This window comes from Ralstonia psammae (genome assembly GCF_958405935.1).
GTDB classification, from domain to species: domain Bacteria; phylum Pseudomonadota; class Gammaproteobacteria; order Burkholderiales; family Burkholderiaceae; genus Ralstonia; species Ralstonia psammae.
In genome coordinates this window covers 39,217-56,096 of sequence record NZ_CATZBU010000009.1, presented here as the reverse complement: position 1 = coordinate 56,096, position 16,880 = coordinate 39,217, and the positions used below count along the sequence as shown (strand labels likewise).

At 63.5% G+C, this 16,880-nt stretch carries 19 protein-coding genes; 3 read left to right on the top strand and 16 right to left on the bottom strand.

Annotated elements, in window-relative coordinates:
- Positions 1-4: 4 nt before the first annotated feature.
- The 13 genes from ccmB to mutL form a co-directional block, all read right to left on the bottom strand.
- Positions 5-673 (bottom strand): heme exporter protein CcmB, encoded by a 669-nt coding sequence (gene ccmB, locus R2N16_RS17525; RefSeq protein WP_316667058.1) that lies wholly within the window; start codon positions 671-673, stop codon positions 5-7.
- On the bottom strand, positions 670-1,302 hold the full coding sequence (gene ccmA, locus R2N16_RS17520; RefSeq protein WP_316667057.1) for a cytochrome c biogenesis heme-transporting ATPase CcmA: 633 nt from the start codon (positions 1,300-1,302) through the stop codon (positions 670-672). Before ccmA ends, ccmB begins: the two co-directional genes overlap by 4 nt.
- 52 nt (positions 1,303-1,354) lie before the next feature.
- Entirely contained in the window at positions 1,355-1,942 is a 588-nt protein-coding gene (locus tag R2N16_RS17515) for a cytochrome c3 family protein (protein ID WP_316667056.1), read from the bottom strand.
- A gap of 12 nt (positions 1,943-1,954) precedes the next feature.
- Positions 1,955-2,458 carry a nitrate reductase cytochrome c-type subunit gene (locus R2N16_RS17510; RefSeq protein ID WP_316667053.1) on the bottom strand — a complete coding sequence of 168 codons (504 nt, stop codon included), beginning with the start codon at positions 2,456-2,458 and terminating at the stop codon, positions 1,955-1,957.
- 40 nt (positions 2,459-2,498) lie between these two features.
- Positions 2,499-5,015 carry a periplasmic nitrate reductase subunit alpha gene (gene napA, locus R2N16_RS17505; RefSeq protein WP_316667052.1) on the bottom strand — a complete coding sequence of 839 codons (2,517 nt, stop codon included), beginning with the start codon at positions 5,013-5,015 and terminating at the stop codon, positions 2,499-2,501.
- A complete protein-coding gene (locus tag R2N16_RS17500) occupies positions 4,987-5,334 on the bottom strand; it encodes a chaperone NapD (protein WP_316667051.1) in 348 nt (115 codons plus the stop codon). Before R2N16_RS17500 ends, napA begins: the two co-directional genes overlap by 29 nt.
- Before the next feature lie 88 nt (positions 5,335-5,422).
- Positions 5,423-5,587, bottom strand: a complete 165-nt coding sequence (gene napE / locus R2N16_RS17495) for a periplasmic nitrate reductase, NapE protein (protein ID WP_428984142.1) — start codon at positions 5,585-5,587, stop codon at positions 5,423-5,425.
- Between the two features lie 159 nt (positions 5,588-5,746).
- A complete protein-coding gene (locus R2N16_RS17490; RefSeq protein WP_316667050.1) occupies positions 5,747-6,397 on the bottom strand; it encodes a DNA-3-methyladenine glycosylase family protein in 651 nt (216 codons plus the stop codon).
- Positions 6,398-6,412: 15 nt separating this feature from the next.
- Complete coding sequence (gene alkB / locus R2N16_RS17485) at positions 6,413-7,069, bottom strand: DNA oxidative demethylase AlkB (protein WP_316667197.1); 657 nt, start codon at positions 7,067-7,069, stop codon at positions 6,413-6,415.
- A 10-nt stretch (positions 7,070-7,079) separates the two neighbouring features.
- Complete coding sequence (locus tag R2N16_RS17480) at positions 7,080-7,820, bottom strand: 2OG-Fe(II) oxygenase (RefSeq protein WP_316667049.1); 741 nt, start codon at positions 7,818-7,820, stop codon at positions 7,080-7,082.
- A gap of 82 nt (positions 7,821-7,902) precedes the next feature.
- Complete coding sequence (locus R2N16_RS17475) at positions 7,903-8,430, bottom strand: GNAT family N-acetyltransferase (RefSeq protein ID WP_316667048.1); 528 nt, start codon at positions 8,428-8,430, stop codon at positions 7,903-7,905.
- Entirely contained in the window at positions 8,427-9,404 is a 978-nt protein-coding gene (gene miaA, locus R2N16_RS17470) for a tRNA (adenosine(37)-N6)-dimethylallyltransferase MiaA (protein WP_316667047.1), read from the bottom strand. The genes R2N16_RS17475 and miaA overlap by 4 nt, the downstream gene beginning before the upstream one ends.
- 6 nt (positions 9,405-9,410) lie before the next feature.
- The gene (gene mutL / locus R2N16_RS17465; RefSeq protein WP_316667046.1) at positions 9,411-11,321 is read right to left on the bottom strand and encodes a DNA mismatch repair endonuclease MutL; all 1,911 of its coding nucleotides are present in this window, start codon (positions 11,319-11,321) and stop codon (positions 9,411-9,413) included.
- A gap of 114 nt (positions 11,322-11,435) precedes the next feature.
- Between mutL and R2N16_RS17460 the strand changes: the two genes are divergently transcribed.
- Entirely contained in the window at positions 11,436-12,095 is a 660-nt protein-coding gene (locus tag R2N16_RS17460; RefSeq protein WP_316667045.1) for a VTT domain-containing protein, read from the top strand.
- Positions 12,096-12,098: 3 nt separating this feature from the next.
- Here the strand turns inward: R2N16_RS17460 and R2N16_RS17455 are convergent, their stop codons facing one another.
- A complete protein-coding gene (locus tag R2N16_RS17455) occupies positions 12,099-12,944 on the bottom strand; it encodes a SirB1 family protein (protein WP_316667044.1) in 846 nt (281 codons plus the stop codon).
- Complete coding sequence (murJ, locus tag R2N16_RS17450; RefSeq protein WP_316667043.1) at positions 12,944-14,497, bottom strand: murein biosynthesis integral membrane protein MurJ; 1,554 nt, start codon at positions 14,495-14,497, stop codon at positions 12,944-12,946. Before murJ ends, R2N16_RS17455 begins: the two co-directional genes overlap by 1 nt.
- Before the next feature lie 315 nt (positions 14,498-14,812).
- On the opposite strand from murJ, the gene rpsT reads away from it, so the two are divergent.
- On the top strand, positions 14,813-15,079 hold the full coding sequence (rpsT, locus tag R2N16_RS17445; protein WP_004631753.1) for a 30S ribosomal protein S20: 267 nt from the start codon (positions 14,813-14,815) through the stop codon (positions 15,077-15,079).
- Positions 15,080-15,220: 141 nt separating this feature from the next.
- Here the strand turns inward: rpsT and R2N16_RS17440 are convergent, their stop codons facing one another.
- The gene (locus tag R2N16_RS17440) at positions 15,221-15,544 is read right to left on the bottom strand and encodes a DUF3579 domain-containing protein (protein WP_316667042.1); all 324 of its coding nucleotides are present in this window, start codon (positions 15,542-15,544) and stop codon (positions 15,221-15,223) included.
- Between the two features lie 368 nt (positions 15,545-15,912).
- Between R2N16_RS17440 and argF the strand changes: the two genes are divergently transcribed.
- Positions 15,913-16,839: an ornithine carbamoyltransferase gene (gene argF, locus R2N16_RS17435; RefSeq protein ID WP_316667041.1), complete on the top strand. Its 927-nt coding sequence runs from the start codon at positions 15,913-15,915 to the stop codon at positions 16,837-16,839.
- Positions 16,840-16,880: the final 41 nt, after the last annotated feature.

Here is a 16,880-nt window from a genome sequence, read left to right as displayed (position 1 = left end):
CGGGTCATTCCACGGCAATGCGCAGCCCGGCGGCGGCGGCCAGCGGGCAGACAAACAATGACAGGGCCAGGCAAGCGCCCAGTAGCGAGAAATGCGGCATGACATCAAGCCCCGCATCGGCGGCCGAGCCCGCGCCTGCGCCAAATACAAGTACGGGCACACACAGCGGCAGGACGAGGATGCACAGCAGTGCCGCCCCGTTGCGCACGCCCAGTGTGAGCGCCGCGCCAACGGCGCCGATCAGCGCAATGGCCGGGGTACCGATCAGCAGCGTGGCTGTCAGCAGCAGCGTTGCGTGCAGCGGCAGGCTGTATTGCTGGGCGAGGACGGGTGTCAGGAGCAGCAACGGCAGGCCGCTCGCGAGCCAGTGTGCGGCAATCTTCGTCAGCACAATCAGGGCAAGCGGGTACGGCGACAGCAGCAATTGATCGAGGCTGCCATCAGCATGTTCCTGCGCAAACAACCGCGAGAGCGAGAGCATCGACGCCAGCAGCGCTGCTACCCACAGGATGCCCGGCGCGAGCATGCGCAACTGCTGGGGGTCTGGGCCGATGGCCAACGGGAACAGGCTCGCCGCAATGACGTAGAACACCACGCCGCCGACGAGATTGCCGCGCCGCCGCCATGACAGCGCCAGATCGTGCCGCAGGATGGCCACCAGCATCGGCCTCATGCGGTGCCCCCAAGCCGAAGCACGCGATTCGCCCCTTCCGGGCGCGCCAGCAACTGGTGCGTGGTCATGATCACCATGCCGCCGGTGCGCAAGTGCGCATCGAGTTGTGCGGTGAAGAGGCCGACTGCGTGGTCGTCGAGCGAGGCGATCGGCTCGTCGAGCAGCCACAGCTCGCGGCGCGCGATCAGCAAACGCGCCAGTGCCACGCGCCGCCGCTGGCCTTGCGACAGCTTGCGCACGGGCGTGGCGGCAAGCGCGCCGAGTTCGAGCGCTTCCAGTGCGCGGTCGATGCCAAACGGCGCGGAAGCCGAATCGCGTAATCCGGCCAGTTGCATGGCCAGACGCAGGCTCTCGGTAACCGTGAGATCCGGGTCGATGCCGTTGGTGTGCCCAACGTAGCAAAGCGCATTGAGGAAGGCGGGCTCGCCGCTGCGCACGGGCACGCCATGCCATGTCAGCGAGCCGCTTGCGGGTGCCAGCAGGCCACAGAGCACACGCAGCAGCGTGGTCTTGCCGCTGCCGTTCGCCCCTGTTACCTGCACCAGCTCGCCCGCCGACACCGAGAGTTCCAGCTCGCGGAAAATTCGGCGGCCGGCGCGCGAAAACGTCAATTGGCTGGCAACAAGCACGGCAGGGGTCTGAGTCGAACGGGGTCTAGCGCTGACGGCACGTTCACGTGCCTCACTCGGTCTTCATCTTCGACATGTCGGGCAGATGGTGCGCTATACCCTTGTGGCAGTCGATACAGGTCTTCTCTTTGCTGCCCAGATACTGAGCGTGCATGGCCGAGGCACGCGGGCTCTGCCGTGTGAAGTCCATCGATTCGTAGTTGTGGCAGTTACGGCATTCCAATGAATCGTTGGCCTTCAGGCGATCCCATTCGTGCTGGGCCAGTTCAAGCCGGTGGGCCTCGAACTTCTCGCGCGTGTCGATGGTGCCGAAAATCTTGCCCCACACTTCCTTGGACGCCTGCATCTTCCGTGCAATCTTGTTCGTCCAGGCGTGCGGGACGTGGCAGTTCGAGCAGATTGCGCGTACGCCGCTGCGGTTGGTGTAGTGGATCGTGCTCTGCAGCTCCTGGTACACGTTGTCGTGCATCTCGTGGCAACCTGTGCAGAACGCCTCGGTGTTGGTCACTTCCATCGCGGTGTTGAACGCACCCCAGAACACCACGCCGGCAACAAAGCCGCCCATCGTCAGAAAGCCCAGGCTGAAATACGCGCTGGGCCGGTTGATGGTGCGCCAGTAGCGCTTGATCAGGTCGAACATGGCTGCACCGCCTCAGTTCTTGCCAACGCTCTTGCCATCAGGCTTGCGTTGGAGCAGTTGATCGACATCGACAAACGTATTGGTGATGAGGGGCTTGGCGTCGGCTTGCGGCACGTGGCATTGCGTGCAGAAGAAGCGGCGCGGAGAAACGTCGGCCAGTTGGTGGCCATCGCGGTCAACGTAGTGCGTGGGGCTGATCGGTATGGCTCGCATCTCTTCGGCCTTCGTACGCGCGTGGCAGGATAGACAACCGTTGTGGTCCCGGTTGATCTGATACATGTACGTGCCGTCGATCTTGTGCGGAATCGTCGGCGGCTGCCCGGTGTAGTTGCGCTCGCGGCGCACGTCCTTGTTCTCGGTGGGATACAGGATCGGCGGGGTCGATTCGGCGGTGATCGGGGTCGGGCCGCGCATGGCGTCGACCACGCCTTGAGCCTGCGCGGGCAAGTTGACAAGGGTCACTAGCAGCAGCGCACAGATGGCGGCTGGCAATCCCAAGAGTCGGCTGAGCTTCATGACGTTTTCCTGTTGCGCGTGTGTCGTCTGCCTGTGCCCGTCAGACTTTCACGATCTTGACGGCGCATTTCTTGAAATCCGTCTGCAGCGAGATCGGGCAGGTTGCATCCAGTGTGACCTTGTTGATGAGCTGGCTCGCGTCGAACCAGGGCACGAAAACCAGGCCCTTCGGCGGCTGGTTGCGGCCGCGCGTTTCAATGCGGGTGCGCATCTTGCCGCGCCGCGAGATCACCTCGACCTCAACACCACGTCGCAGCCCCAGCGTCTTCGCATCTTCCGGGTGCATGAAACAGACCGCATTCGGGAACGCGCGATACAGCTCGGGCACACGGCGCGTCATCGAGCCTGAGTGCCAGTGCTCCAGCACGCGGCCGGTCGACAACCAGAACGGGTATTCCTTGTCCGGCACTTCTGGCGGCGCCTCATAGGGCAGGGCGAAGATCACCGCCTTGCCGTCGGGGTTGCCGTAGAACTGATAGCCGGTGCCGGCCTTCACATATGGATCGCTACCTTCCTTGTAGCGCCAGCGCGTTTCCTTGCCGTTGACCACCGGCCAGCGCAATCCGCGCGCCTTGTGATAGTCGTCGAACGGTGCCAAGTCATGGCCGTGGCCGCGCCCGAAGCTTGCGTATTCTTCGAACAGGCCCTTCTGGAGGTAGAAGCCGAACGCCTTGGCTTCGGCATTGCTGTATTCCGGGTCGACGTCCTTGAGCGGAAACTTGTCGACGTTGCCGTTGCGGTAGAGCACGTCGTAGAGCGTCTTGCCGCGCAGCTCCGGCTTCTTGGCGATGAGTTCTTCCGGCCAGACTTCTTCTACCTTGAAGCGCTTGGAGAATTCCACCAGTTGCCACAGGTCGGAACGCGCCTCACCCGGCGCATCAACGAGCTGATGCCAGAACTGCGTGCGGCGCTCGGCGTTGCCGTAGGCGCCTTCCTTCTCAACCCACATCGCGCTCGGCAGAATCAGGTCGGCAGCCAGTGCGGTAACGGTCGGGTACACGTCGGAGACAACGATGAAGTTCTCCGGATTGCGATAGCCCGGATAGCCTTCCTGGTTGATGTTGGCCCCGGCCTGGATGTTGTTGTTGACCTGCACCCAGTAGGCGTTGAGCTTGCCGTCCTTGAGCATGCGGTTCTGCAGCACGGCGTGATAGCCCGGCTTTTCCGGGATCGTGCCTGCCGGCAGCTTCCAGATGTGCTCGGCTTCTTCGCGGTGCTTCGGGTTGGTCACCACCATGTCGGCCGGCAAGCGGTGCGAGAACGTGCCCACCTCGCGCGCGGTGCCGCAGGCCGAAGGCTGGCCCGTCAGCGAGAACGGGCTGTTGCCCGGCGTGGCGATCTTCCCCGTCAGCAGGTGCAGGTTGTAGATCATGTTGTTCGCCCACGTGCCACGGGTGTGCTGGTTGAAACCCATGGTCCAGAACGACACGACCTTGATCTTCGGATCGGCGTACAGCTCGGCAAGCTTCTGGAGCTGCTGCTTGAACTCCTTTTCCTTGCTCTTGTCCGGGTTCGCCAGCTTGGTGGTGTAGTCCAGGTCGTACGTCGAGACGAACTTCGCAAACTCGTCGAACGAGATCGGCTTGGAGTCGCCCACCTTGTCGGCGTTCTTGGCGGCCTTCTGCACGGGGTTGTCGGGCCGCAGGCCGTAGCCGATGTCCGTCACGCCCTGCTTGAAGACGGTGTGCTTGTTGACGAAGTCGGTGTTGACCTTCTTGTTGGTGATGATGTAGTTCGCGATGTAGTTCAGCATCGCGAGATCGGCCTGCGGGGTGAAGACGATCGGGATGTCGGCCAGATCGAATGAGCGATGCGTGAACGTCGACAGCACCGCCACCTTCGTCTTGGGCGCGGACAGGCGCCGGTCCGTCACGCGCGACCACAGGATCGGATGCATCTCCGCCATGTTCGAGCCCCACAGTACAAACGCGTCGGCCACTTCGAAGTCGTCGTAGCAGCCCATCGGCTCATCCATGCCGAAGGTGCGCATGAAGCCCGCCACGGCAGAGGCCATGCAATGGCGCGCGTTGGGGTCGAGGTTGTTCGAGCGGAAGCCCGCCTTCATCAGCTTGACGGCGGCGTAACCCTCAAAGATCGTCCACTGGCCCGAGCCGAACATGCCGACAGCGGTCGGGCCCTTTTCCTTGATGACGCGCTTGAACTGCACCGCCATCTCGTCGAACGCGCGGTCCCAACTCACGGGCGTGAAATCGCCGTTCTTGTCGTACTTGCCGTTCTTCATGCGCAGCAGCGGCTGGGTCAGCCGGTCCTTGCCGTACATGATCTTCGAGAGGAAATAGCCCTTGACGCAGTTCAGGCCGCGATTGACCTCGGCCTTCGGATCGCCCTGCGTGGCCACCACGCGGTTGTCCTTGACGGCAACTTCAACGCCGCAGCCCGTGCCGCAGAACCGGCAAGGCGCCTTCGACCACTTCAGCTGCGTCAGTTCTTTGTCGGTGACGAGGTTGGCGGCACTGGCAGGAAGCGTGACGCCCGCGACCGAAGCGGTAGCGGCAGCGGCGGTCTGCTTAATGAACGCGCGGCGAGAGACTTTCATCGTCCATTTCCTCATTCATGGCGTCTGCCATTTCGTTGTGCTGGTAGATCAGGGCGGTGTTCAGCACGCCGTCGATCTGCTGAATGAACGTCAGGTGGGCCGCGATGGCGCGCGAGCTGGGCGCTTCAAGCGTGACCACGAGCTTTCCGTTGTCGCTGGCTGCATGAATTTCACTGCCGGCGAGGGTTTCGATGGCTTCGCTTACCGATGCAATATGGGTTGGCTGCGCCTGGACCATGACCCCGGCGATATGCCACTCGTCGTCATCGAGCGGCGCGGGCCGAACGGGGATATCTATTTCTTTTTTTGTGTTTCGCATGACCCTGTTTTAGCGATAAACGCCTTTTCTAATCAGTGCTGCGCGAACATACGACCCGACTCGCCCTCAAAACCCCCGAGCGGGTAAATCAATGCGTTGGCGGGCCGCTCAGCAATTGGGTTGCCCACACGATAAAGCCGTATCCTGCGACGATAATGACGGAAAGAACCGGCACCATGACAGCCGTCAGAAACAGAAAGCTTCGCAGCTCTTCGGATTTACGTTGCGCGTCGATGTTTTGGGGCTGTTCCACGATGACTCGACCAATAAGGGCGGCGCAAATGGCGCGCGAACGTTTTCCAGTAAAGTGAACGTTACACAGGAATTCAAGGTTTTCGCATGATCCCCGTGGGACATGTGTGGCGCAACCAATATGTCGGAGGGGTGTGATCTAGCGCAAGACTTGCCGAATTCACGAGCACGAAGCATTGACGGGCACGCGCCATAAATACCAGGCGGCGACGGTTCGATATGGGCTCCATGCAAGACCGATGGTCTCCATCTGCCTGCGGGTGGGCGTGGTATCGAGCCGCTTCAGACGGCGGTAGCCATCGCGTACGCCGAAATCGTCGGCGGGCAGGATGTCGGCGCGCTCCAGCGTGTAGATCAGCAGCATCTCGACCGTCCATCGGCCCACCCCGCGCAGTGTCACCAGCCGATCGATGAGCGCTTCGTCGGGCATCGTCAGCGCGTGTTCGCGTGTGGGGACGACGCCGTCGAGCGCGGCTTGTGCAATGCCGCGAATGGTCGCCAGTTTGGTCGCAGAGAAACCGCACGCGCGCAGCGCTGCCTCCTCCGTGGCGAGCACCTGCTGCGGTGCAGGAAATGTGGCGGCCGGATAGAGCGCGAGGAAACGGCCGAGGATGGCGTCGCCCGCCTTGGCGTGCAGCTGCTGATAGGCGATGGCCCGGATCAGCGCTTCATAAGGTTCACGTGCAGGCTTGGCGGCGTGGCGGCACGGGCCGATGGCGGCGATATGCCGAGCCCAATCTTCGTCCAGCGTGGCCAGGAAGGCTGCGGCTTGCCGGTGGGCACTTGCGGACAGGTCTGCGGCGATGGTCATGCGGTGGTTTGCCGGTCAGCCGGCCTTGCGAAACGTGAGGTTGATGCGCTGACTGCCCAGCAATGGGTGCGGGTGGTCTTTGAGCGGCGCAACGCCGTGATAGCGCAGGCGGTCCGGCCCGCCCCAGACGACCACATCACCGTGAAAGAGGGGAATGCGCTGCGTCTTGTCGGCGCGGCGATGTCCGCCAAACAGGAAGATGGCCGGCATGCCGAGCGATACGGAGACGATGGGGGCGCCGTAGTCCTGCTCGTCTTTATCCTGATGCAGCGACAGGCGCGCGCCTGGCACATAGCGGTTGATGAGACAGGCATCCGGCGTGAAGCCCGGGAAGCCTGCTTCGGCGGCAGCGCTGCTCGCCAGGCGCAGGAACACCTCGGGCAGCGGCGGCCACGCGTTTCCCGTGAGCGGGTCGAGCGTGGCGTAGCGGTAGCCGCGGCGGTCTGAGGTCCAGCCGAGCGTGCCGCTGTTGGTGAGCGCGACCGACATCTCGAAGCCGCCCGGTGTGACCATGTGGCGAAACGCTGCCTGCTGCGCGATGGCATCCACCGCTGCGAGCAGGGCCGGCGCATCCGCCAGCGCAATGCCGCGCAGTACAAACGCCGCCTCGCCGAGCACGATGCGCGCGTCGTCAGCGGGTGTGTGGTCGGCAAACAGATCGCCGGTCGTCATGGTGGGCTGGCTATAGCGCGTCATGGAAGATGATGCCCACAGTATGCCGCTGGCCCGAACGCAGGCGGCTCACACCGTGGCGCATGTTCACGCGATACGTGCCGCGTGTGCCTTGTACGGGTCGATGGTGTACCGCAAAAACCACGGCATCGCCTTTGCGCAATGGCACCACCTCGGGCCGCGACTGCATCCGTGGGCGCTGCTCCGTCATGACGAACTCGCCGCCGGTGAAATCCACGCCGGGCTCCGACAGCAGGATGGCCACCTGCAGCGGGAAGACGTGCTCGCCGTAGAGGTCCTGATGCAAGCAGTTGTAGTCGCCGGGGCCGTATTGCAGGATCAGCGGCGTGGGGCGCAACTGGCCCGCTTCGTGGCAGCGGCGCAGGAAATCGGCGTGCTTGGTCGGGTAGCGCACGTCGATGTCCATGGCTTGGTTCCAGCGGTTGGCGATGGCGGCCAGCGGCGGGTAAAGCGACGTGCGCAACTGGGCGATCAAGTCTGGCAGGGGATAGGCGAAATACTGGTATTCACCGCGCCCGAAGCCATGGCGCTCCATCACTACGCGCGAGCGGTACAGGCGGTCGTGCGGGTACAGCGCGGCCAGGGCTTCGCAGGCGTCGTGGGCGAGCAGGCCCGGTAATACGGCGCTGCCGACATCGTTAAGGGCGTCTTCAACGGCATGCCAGTCGATGCCATCAGGATGGGGAGGATGCCCCGCGCTGGCACGCGCGGCGGCCGTGGAAGGCGGCATATGCGCTCCTTCGTCGGAGATTCGATATGCCAAGCCTACGCTCACGGGAGTGCGCGTGGCACTCCGGAGCTTGCGGTCAAATTCAGGCTTGTGCGGCTAGGCTGACGGGCATGGTGGTGGCGGCCAGCTTGGTCAGCGCATCACCGGTGGCGCGGCAGATGCGCCACTCGGGCAGCACATCGGCGCCCATGGCTTCGTAGAAGGCGATGGACGGCGCGTTCCAGTCGAGCACGCTCCATTCGAAGCGGCCGCAGTCCCGCTCTTGCGCCAAGCGCGCCAGGTGGATCAGGAGTGCCTTGCCGATGCCCAGGCCGCGGTACTCGGGCTCCACGAACAGGTCTTCCAGATACAGACCCGGCTTGCACAGGAAGGTCGAGAAGTTGTGGAAGAACAGCGCAAAGCCCACGGCCCGGCCATCGACTTCCGCCAGCACCGCTTCGCAATACGGGCGCGGCCCGAACAGCATCGTCGCCAGCGCCTCGGGCGTGGTCTGCACGAGGTGCGTGAGCTTTTCGTACTCGGCCAGCGCAGAGATCAGACTAACGAGCGAGGCACAGTCATCCGGCGTGGCGGGTCGCAGCGTGAAGCGGGTCGCAGTGGTGGTTGTCATTGTGATTGCGATTCGAGTGAGGTTTGGACCAGGCGTGCCACCTGGTCGACGTAATCGGGCGCGAGGCAGTCGACCACGTGCCGCTCGGGCGTGCTGCGCAACCACGTGATCTGGCGCTTGCACAGCTGGCGCGTCGCAGCGATGCCTTGTTCGCGCAGGGCAGCCATGTCGATTTCACCGTCGAGGTAAGCCCACGCCTGGCGATAACCGACGCAGCGGATGGACGGCAGCGTAGGCGAAAGATCGCCGCGGCGGCGCAGGCGCTCCACCTCGTCGAGCAGGCCGCCGGCGAGCATCGCATCAAAGCGCTGTGCGATGCGCGCATGCAGCACGAGGCGGTCGGACGGCTCCAGCGCAATTGTCAGATAGGGCGCGGCCGCATCGTGCTGCTGGAACGCATTCGCGCCGACCTCACGCGCGAGCAGGGCAGACATGGGCTGGCCCGTCAGCCGATACAGTTCCAGCGCGCGCTGGATGCGCTGCGCATCGGTCGTGTGCAGTCGCGCAGCCGTCACCGGATCGACCAGGGCGAGTTTCGCGTGCAGCGCCGGCCAGCCATCGCGCGCGGCTTCGGCATCGATCTCTGCGCGGATGGCAGGATCGGCGCCGGGCAAATCGGAGAGGCCTTGCGTGAGTGCCTTGTAGTACAGCATCGTGCCGCCGACGATCAGCGGCAGCTTGCCGCGTGCGCGGATGGCATCGATCAGCGCATTCGCATCATTTGCAAACTGCGCGGCGGAATACGCATCCAGCGGATCAATGATGTCGATCAGGTGATGCGGTGCGATGGCTTGTTCTTCGGCGCTGGGCTTGGCGGTGCCGATGTCCATGCCGCGATACACCAGCGCGGAATCCATGCTGATGATCTCGATCGGCCAGCGCTCAGCCAGCTTCAATGCGGCGGCGGTTTTGCCGGACGCAGTAGGCCCGAGTAGGCAAATGGCGCGCGGTGCGCTCGCAGCAGACACAGTCATCGGAATTTACTGGCCGCGCAGGAAGAGGCGATCCAGGTCCGCTACGGTGAGCTGGATCCACGTCGGGCGACCGTGGTTGCATTGGTCGGCGCGTTCGGTGGCTTCCATCTGGCGCAGCAGGGCGTTCATCTCGTCCAGGTTCAGGCGGCGGTTGGCGCGCACGGCGGAGTGGCACGCCAGCGTGGCAAGCAGTTCGTTCTGGCGTTCGGCCAGCACTCGTGAGCCGCCGTAGGCTTGCAGATCGCGCAGCACGTCGCGCGCGAGGGCTTGTGCATCGGCCTTCTGCAGCAGCGTTGGCACGGACCGCACTGCCAGCGTGGTGGGCGACACGGCGGAGATATCGAAGCCGAGCAGCGTGAGCGTGTCGCGGAATTCCTCTGCGGTGCCGATCTCCACCGGGCTTGCGGCAAACGTGACCGGAATCAGCAGCGGCTGCACTTCGACGCGCTTGGCTTCCAGTGCGGTCTTGAGCTGTTCGTAGAGGATGCGCTCGTGCGCGGCATGCATGTCGACGAGCACCATGCCGCGCGTGTTCTGCGCCAGCACGTAGATGCCGTGCAACTGGGCGACGGCAAAGCCGAGCGGGTGCGCATCGTCGTCATCGGCCTGTGGCGCAGCAGCAGGTTCCGCGACGGCGGCAGCAGGCGCTTGCGCAGTCGCGGTGCCGCCATCGAACAACGTCGCGGCGCTCGGGACATCGGTCATCCAGGCGGGGCGGCTCGACGGCATTGGCGCGCTATCGCCGCGCATCATCGACAGATATTCCGCACGCGGCTGCGCAATGCCGAGCGACGTCTGCCGTGCGGCCATCTGATTGATCCAGCGTGTGGTGTTGTCGATGGGCGAGGGCGGCGTCGTGAATCCGGCAACTTCGGGCGCCTCGGCGATGTCGGTGCGTAGGCTGTCGCCCTGTTCGCCGGCGTGGCGCGACAGTGCGCGCTGCACCGCGTGATAGACGAACTGGTGCACCGCGCGGCTGTCGCGGAAGCGCACCTCGATCTTGGACGGATGCACGTTCACGTCCACCGCTTCGGGCGGCAACTCCAGACACAGCACATAGGCGGGGAAGCGGTCGCCATGGAGCACATCTTCGTAGGCGCTGCGCACGGCGTGCGTGAGCAGGCGGTCGCGCACGAAGCGGCCGTTGACGTAGAAGAATTGGTGATCAGCCCGGCCGCGCGAGGCGGTCGGCAGGCCGGCAAAGCCGAAAAGGCGCAGCTCGCCGGCAGATTCTTCGAAAGGCAGGCGTGCGCGGGCGAATTCGGTACCGAGCACGGCCGCCGAGCGTGAATCCGCCTGCGTAGCGTTCCAATGCTCCAGCGGCTTGCCGTTGTGATGTACGGAGATGGCCACGTCGGGCCGCGCCAGCGCGGTGCGGCGGATGACCTCCATGCAGTGGCCCAGCTCGGTCTGCTCGGTCTTCAGGAATTTGCGGCGCGCCGGCGTGTTGAAGTACAGATGCTGCACGTCGACCGTGGTGCCGACGCCGCCCGAGGCGGGCTGGGCTCGCCCCGTTTGTGCAATGATCTGCGTGGCGTGCGGGTCATTGGCTGTGCGCGACGTGAGCGTCAACTCCGCCACCGAGGCAATCGAGGCAAGCGCCTCGCCCCGAAACCCCAGCGTCGCCACCGATTCCAGCTCCTCCAGCGAGCCGATCTTGCTGGTCGCATGCCGCATCAGCGCTACGGGCAGTTCGCTCGCCGGAATGCCGCCACCGTTGTCGGTGATGGCGATGCGTCGCACGCCGCCTTCCTCCAGCTTGATCTGGAGCTGCGTGGCGCCTGCGTCCAGCGCGTTTTCCAGCAGTTCCTTGACGACGGACGCCGGCCGTTCGACCACCTCGCCGGCCGCGATCTGGCTGATCAACTGGTCGGGAAGCGGGCGGATGGGGCGGCGGGAAGTCGGGGCGGAAGTCATCGCGGCATTATAAATGTCACGCCCGGTGCGGCGCACCGACGCAAGCCCCGCAAGCGCAAGGGGAAAATGAATTCACATCCGGTATCATTCCCCGCTGCTCAATCGGGGGTTGGTTTGGATATCGTGATGCAACTGGTCGACATCGTTCTGCATGTCGACAAATCGTTGGGAATGCTCATTCAGCAGTACGGCGCGTGGGTCTACGTGCTGCTGTTTGCCATCGTCTTTGCCGAGACCGGCCTGGTGGTGCTGCCCTTCCTGCCGGGTGACACGCTGCTGTTCATTGCCGGCGCGATGTGCGCTGCGGGTCAGATGGACGCCTGGCTGCTCATCGTGCTGCTCGTGACTGCCGCGGTAACGGGCAATACCGTCAATTATTTCGTCGGCTCCTGGATCGGCCCCAAGGTATTCGACGGTCACATCCGCTTCCTCGATCACGAAGCGCTGCTTAGAACACACGCCTTCTACGAGCGCCATGGCGGCAAAATGCTTGTGATGGCACGCTTCATTCCGGTGGTGCGCACGTTCGCGCCGTTCGTGGCCGGCGTGTCGAAGATGACGTTCGCCAAGTTCCAGCTCTTCAATATGATCGGCGCCGTGCTGTGGGTTGGCTTGTTGGTTCTGGCCGGCGACCTGTTCGGCAACGTGCCGATCATCCGCGAGCACCTGAACACGATCGTGCTCATCGGCCTGGGCGCAGCGATTGTGCCGCTGGCACTGGGCGGGCTGTGGAAGCTGCTCAGGCGCCGTCGCGGCGCTGTGGCGCCGAAATAGGCGTCAATTCAAGTTCTTGCTCATGGCGCGCAGCGTTGGCATGCGCTCCTTGAGCTTGGCCGTGTCGGCTGCATCGGGCCGGGCGTCCACGTAGGCTTCCAGATCTTCCAGCGCGGGCCGGAAGCATTCCAGATTGGCGTAGGCCAACCCCCGGTCGCGCACTTCCTCAATTGAATCGGGCAGCAGGATCACCAGCCGCTGCTGCACCGCCAGCAGGCGCTGCCAGCGCGATTCCTGCAGATAGATCGCCTTCAGATTGCGCAGCATGCGCGCGATGATCTCGCGGTGCGTGGCCACTTGCAGGAACACCCCGAGCGGCACCGTGTTGGGGTCTTCGATACCCTCCTTCTCCAGGTAGGGGTCGAGCATGTCCTGCAACTCTTCCTTCGACAGTGTCTGCCCCGTCAACGGATCGAGCACGACCTCGCCCGCAGGAATGCTCATGCGCACCAGGAAGTGGTTGGGGAAAGACACCCCCTTGAGCGGCAGGCCGATCTGCTGGCCGATCTCCATTAGCAGCACCGCCAGCGAGATCGGAATGCCGCGCCGGCTCTGCAGCACGATATTCAGGTAGGAGTTCTCGGGATCGTAGTAATCGTTTGCATTGGGCCCGAAGCCCAGCTCGCGGTAGAAAAACTGATTGAGCAGGCGCAGGCGCTGGATGGCCGGCGTGCCGTCGGCGATGCGGTTTTTGATCCGCGCGACCAGCACGTCAATGGCGGCCAGCTCTGCTTGCAGGTCCAGGTCCGGATACGCGTCCTGCGCAATCGACAGGGCGGTTTCTGTGAGGGGGATGCTGTCGTCGTCCGCGACCAGGGCCGAGAAATAATCGAGGACTTTAGTGGTCATCAGATGGCCTTCTTTCGGAACGTGGAAAACTTCAATCCAGTGAGCCACAGTGTACCGAAATAGACCACCGCGCACAGGACCAGGCTTGCCCCCAACAGCGCGATGCGCACGAGCGGCCTGGCGCCCAGTCCAACCCAATCGAAATTGTGCGCGAGCCACAGCAGCACGCCGGCCAGCAGCAGTACGGCCGACATCACCTGCGCGATGAACAACCCCCAACCCGGCAGCGGGTGGTAATAGCCGCGCCGGCGCAAGCCGAAGAACAGCAGCGCCGCATTGATGGTCGCGCCAAAGCTGATCGACAGCGCCAGCCCGGCGTGTCCGAAAATCGGCACGAAGACATAGTTGGACAACTGCGTCGCCACCAGCACCACCAGCGCGATTTTCACCGGCGTGCGGATGTCCTGCCGCGCATAGAAGCCCGGCGCCAGGATCTTGATGACGATCAGCCCGATCAGCCCCACGCCGTACGACGTCAGCGCCTGGCGCGTCATCTCGACGTCCATGCCGGTGAACTTGCCATAGTGAAACAGCGTGGCCGTGAGCGGCGCGCCAAACACGAACAGCCCCACCGCCGACGGCACCGCCAGCAGCACGGTCAGCCGCAGGCCCCAGTCGAGCAGCGACGAGTACTCTTCCCGGTTGTTGTCCGCGCTTGCCTTCGACAGGCTTGGCAGCAGGATCGTCCCGAGCGCCACACCCAGCAGCGCGGTCGGGAATTCCATCAGCCGGTCTGCATAGTTCAGCCACGACACGCTGCCCGTCGGCAGGCGCGACGCAATGTTGGTGTTGATGATCAGGCTGATCTGCGCGACCGATACCGACAGCGTGGCAGGCAACATCTGCTTGAGCACGCGCCGCACGCCCGGGTGGTGCCATGCCGCCCGCACGTTGAACGACACACGCGGCAGCATGCCCACGCGGCGCAATGACGGAATCTGAACGGCAAGCTGCAAGATGCCGCCCACCATCACCGCATAGGCCTGTGCGTAGATGGGCGTTTCAAGGTGCGGCGCCACAAACACCGCTGCCACGATGAACGACAGATTCAGCAGCACGGGCGTGAAAGCCGGCACCGCAAACTGCCGCCATGTATTCAGAATGCCCGACGCCAACGCCACCAACGACACGAGCCCGATGTACGGAAACATCACGCGCGTCATGAAGATCGCCGAGATATAGGCCTGGTTCTCGTGCTCCTTGAAGCCGGTCGCAACAGCGGTGACGATCAACGGCGCGCCGATCACGCCCAGCGCCGAGATGATCACCAGGAACCACGTCATCACCGTGGCCACGGAGTCGACGAGTGCGCGTGTTTCGGCTTCGCCCTGACGGTTCTTGAATTCGCCCAGGATCGGCACGAACGCTTGCGAGAACGCGCCCTCGGCCGAGAGCCGGCGCAGCAGGTTGGGGATGCGGAAGGCGACGTTGAAGGCGTCGGTATAAACCGAGGCACCGAAGGCGCGGGCGATCAGCGTCTCGCGAATGAGCCCCGTGATGCGCGAGAGCATCGTCAGGCCGCTGATCGTGGCGAGTGTTTTGAGGAGATTCAAGATGAATGCTTGGTTGGGCGCCGGCTGAGAGGTAAACGCGGCGATGGCGGTCTGACCGACGGCGCCATCCCGGGTTCGCGCCCGGCGTGACTGACGTGACCGGAGGGCACAATTGCGGCCGTATTATAGGGACCGGCTTGCCATGCGCCCAAAAGTGCCGCAAAAGCCGCAATCTGCCGTTATCCGGGCGATTTCACAACAGGGTTTGCGTTGAGTGCGGAAGTCTGCGTATAATTGCCGTCTTTCACCAATTTGCGCGCTTCGGCCTTCCGTGTCTCCCGGGGCGCTTGCTACCGTTTCTTCAGGGATTTTTCCATGGCAAACACCGCACAAGCACGCAAGCGCGCACGCCAAGCCGTCGTTCAGAACGCTCACAACTCGGCTCTGCGCTCGCGTCTGCGTACCGCAATCAAGGGCGTTCGCAAGGCTGTGGCCGCCGGCGACAAGACTGCCGCTGCTGCTGCATTCAAGACTGCTCAAAGCACGATCGACAGCATCGCTGACAAGAAGATCGTCCACAAGAACAAGGCTGCACGCGCAAAGTCGCGTCTGTCCGCTGCCATCAAGGCAATGGCTGCCTAAGTTCGGGTGATGCCGGCCAAGCCGGCATGGCGCGACGATCAACGTCGTGCTCCGACGAAAAAAAGCCCGTCTTCGGACGGGCTTTTTGCATTCTGCGCGCCTGCAATGTGCGAGGCGCTGCATCAGGTGAACGGGGAAAGATTAGCCTTTCGCGGGGGCGCCGCCTTCCGGCAGGATGCAGGCTTCCACGAGCTGGAGGTTGTTGTCGTGCGCGAAGTTGAGCACGAAATCCAGCGCCTTGGGTTCGATGTCGCGCAGGCGCTCGTCGACGAACACGCTCCGGATGCCGCCCGACATGACGGGGCGCACATAGGGAGAGTAGGTGAAGCGGGGATCTCCGGTATCACCGGCGGGGCGGAACTGCGCCATCACACCGCACAGCCGATCGGCCCAGTCGCTCGGGCGGAAAGTCTTTCCGTCACGGGTGACGCCCTGAATAAAGAATTGGCGAGGGTTGGCTGCCATGGACTGCGTGGGGCTGTGGAGATTTGCAAACGACTTCGACCGCGCGGGTGCTGCAACGTTCGAACGGGGTGCACTTGTGGTGCGGATGATGCGCTTGCCTGGTTGCCGATTCATGAACCGGACGGGCCGGCTTGTCATGCCGGTTTGCGGACGGTTGGGGCATCCGAAGCAGCGAGTATTATATCTTATATAAGACTTTCATCGGCCTTTCACGCGCCCTTTATGGCAGCCGGCCCGCGCAGGCGCGAAACTCGCCAAACGGGTGGCGATCCCGTATGATGGGCTGAATCTTCAACAGGCAAGGCGGCTAGGGCGACGTGCTACGGGATGTTCCCGGTGCGTCATCTGCGGGCCGCCTTCGTTGTTTTATGAACCCACCAAGCTCGATCAAGCACTACCTGCAGTTCAAGGACTTTTCGCTGGAAGAGTACGAATACCTGCTGGACCGTTCCGCGATCCTCAAGGCCAAGTTCAAGAACTACGAGACATGGCACCCGCTGCACGACCGCACGCTGGCCATGATCTTCGAGAAGAATTCCACGCGTACGCGCCTGTCGTTTGAAGCTGGCATTCACCAGCTTGGCGGCCATGCGGTCTTTCTGAACACGCGCGATTCCCAACTAGGGCGCGGCGAGCCGATTGAAGACGCGGCGCAGGTCATCTCACGCATGACTGACATCATCATGATCCGCACCTTCGGGCAGGAGATCATCGAGCGCTTTGCCGCGCATTCGCGCGTGCCGGTCATCAACGGGCTGACCAACGAGTACCACCCTTGCCAGGTGCTGGCCGACATCTTCACCTTCATCGAGCAGCGCGGGCCCATCAAGGGTAAGACCGTCACGTGGGTGGGCGATGCCAACAACATGGCGTACACGTGGATCCAGGCGGCTGAGATTCTCGGCTTCCGCTTCCATTTTTCTGCACCGAAGGGCTATCAGCTTGATCCGGCCATGGTGGCCGATTGCGCTCTGCCGTTCGTTCATGTGTTCGAAAGCCCGCTCGAAGCCTGCGACGGCGCACATCTGGTGACCACCGACGTGTGGACCAGCATGGGTTACGAAGCCGAGAACGAAGCGCGCAAGAAGGCCTTTGGCGACTGGATGGTCACCGAGGCGATGATGCAGCGCGCGCAACCCGATGCCCTGTTCATGCACTGTCTGCCCGCGCACCGCGGCGAGGAGGTCGAGGCGGCCGTCATTGACGGCAAGCAGAGCGTCGTGTGGGACGAGGCGGAAAACCGCCTGCACGTGCAGAAGGCGCTGATGGAATACCTGCTCTGCGGGCGCTACTGAGCCCGCAGCAAAATCAGGCTGCCGCCATAAAAAAGGCCGCT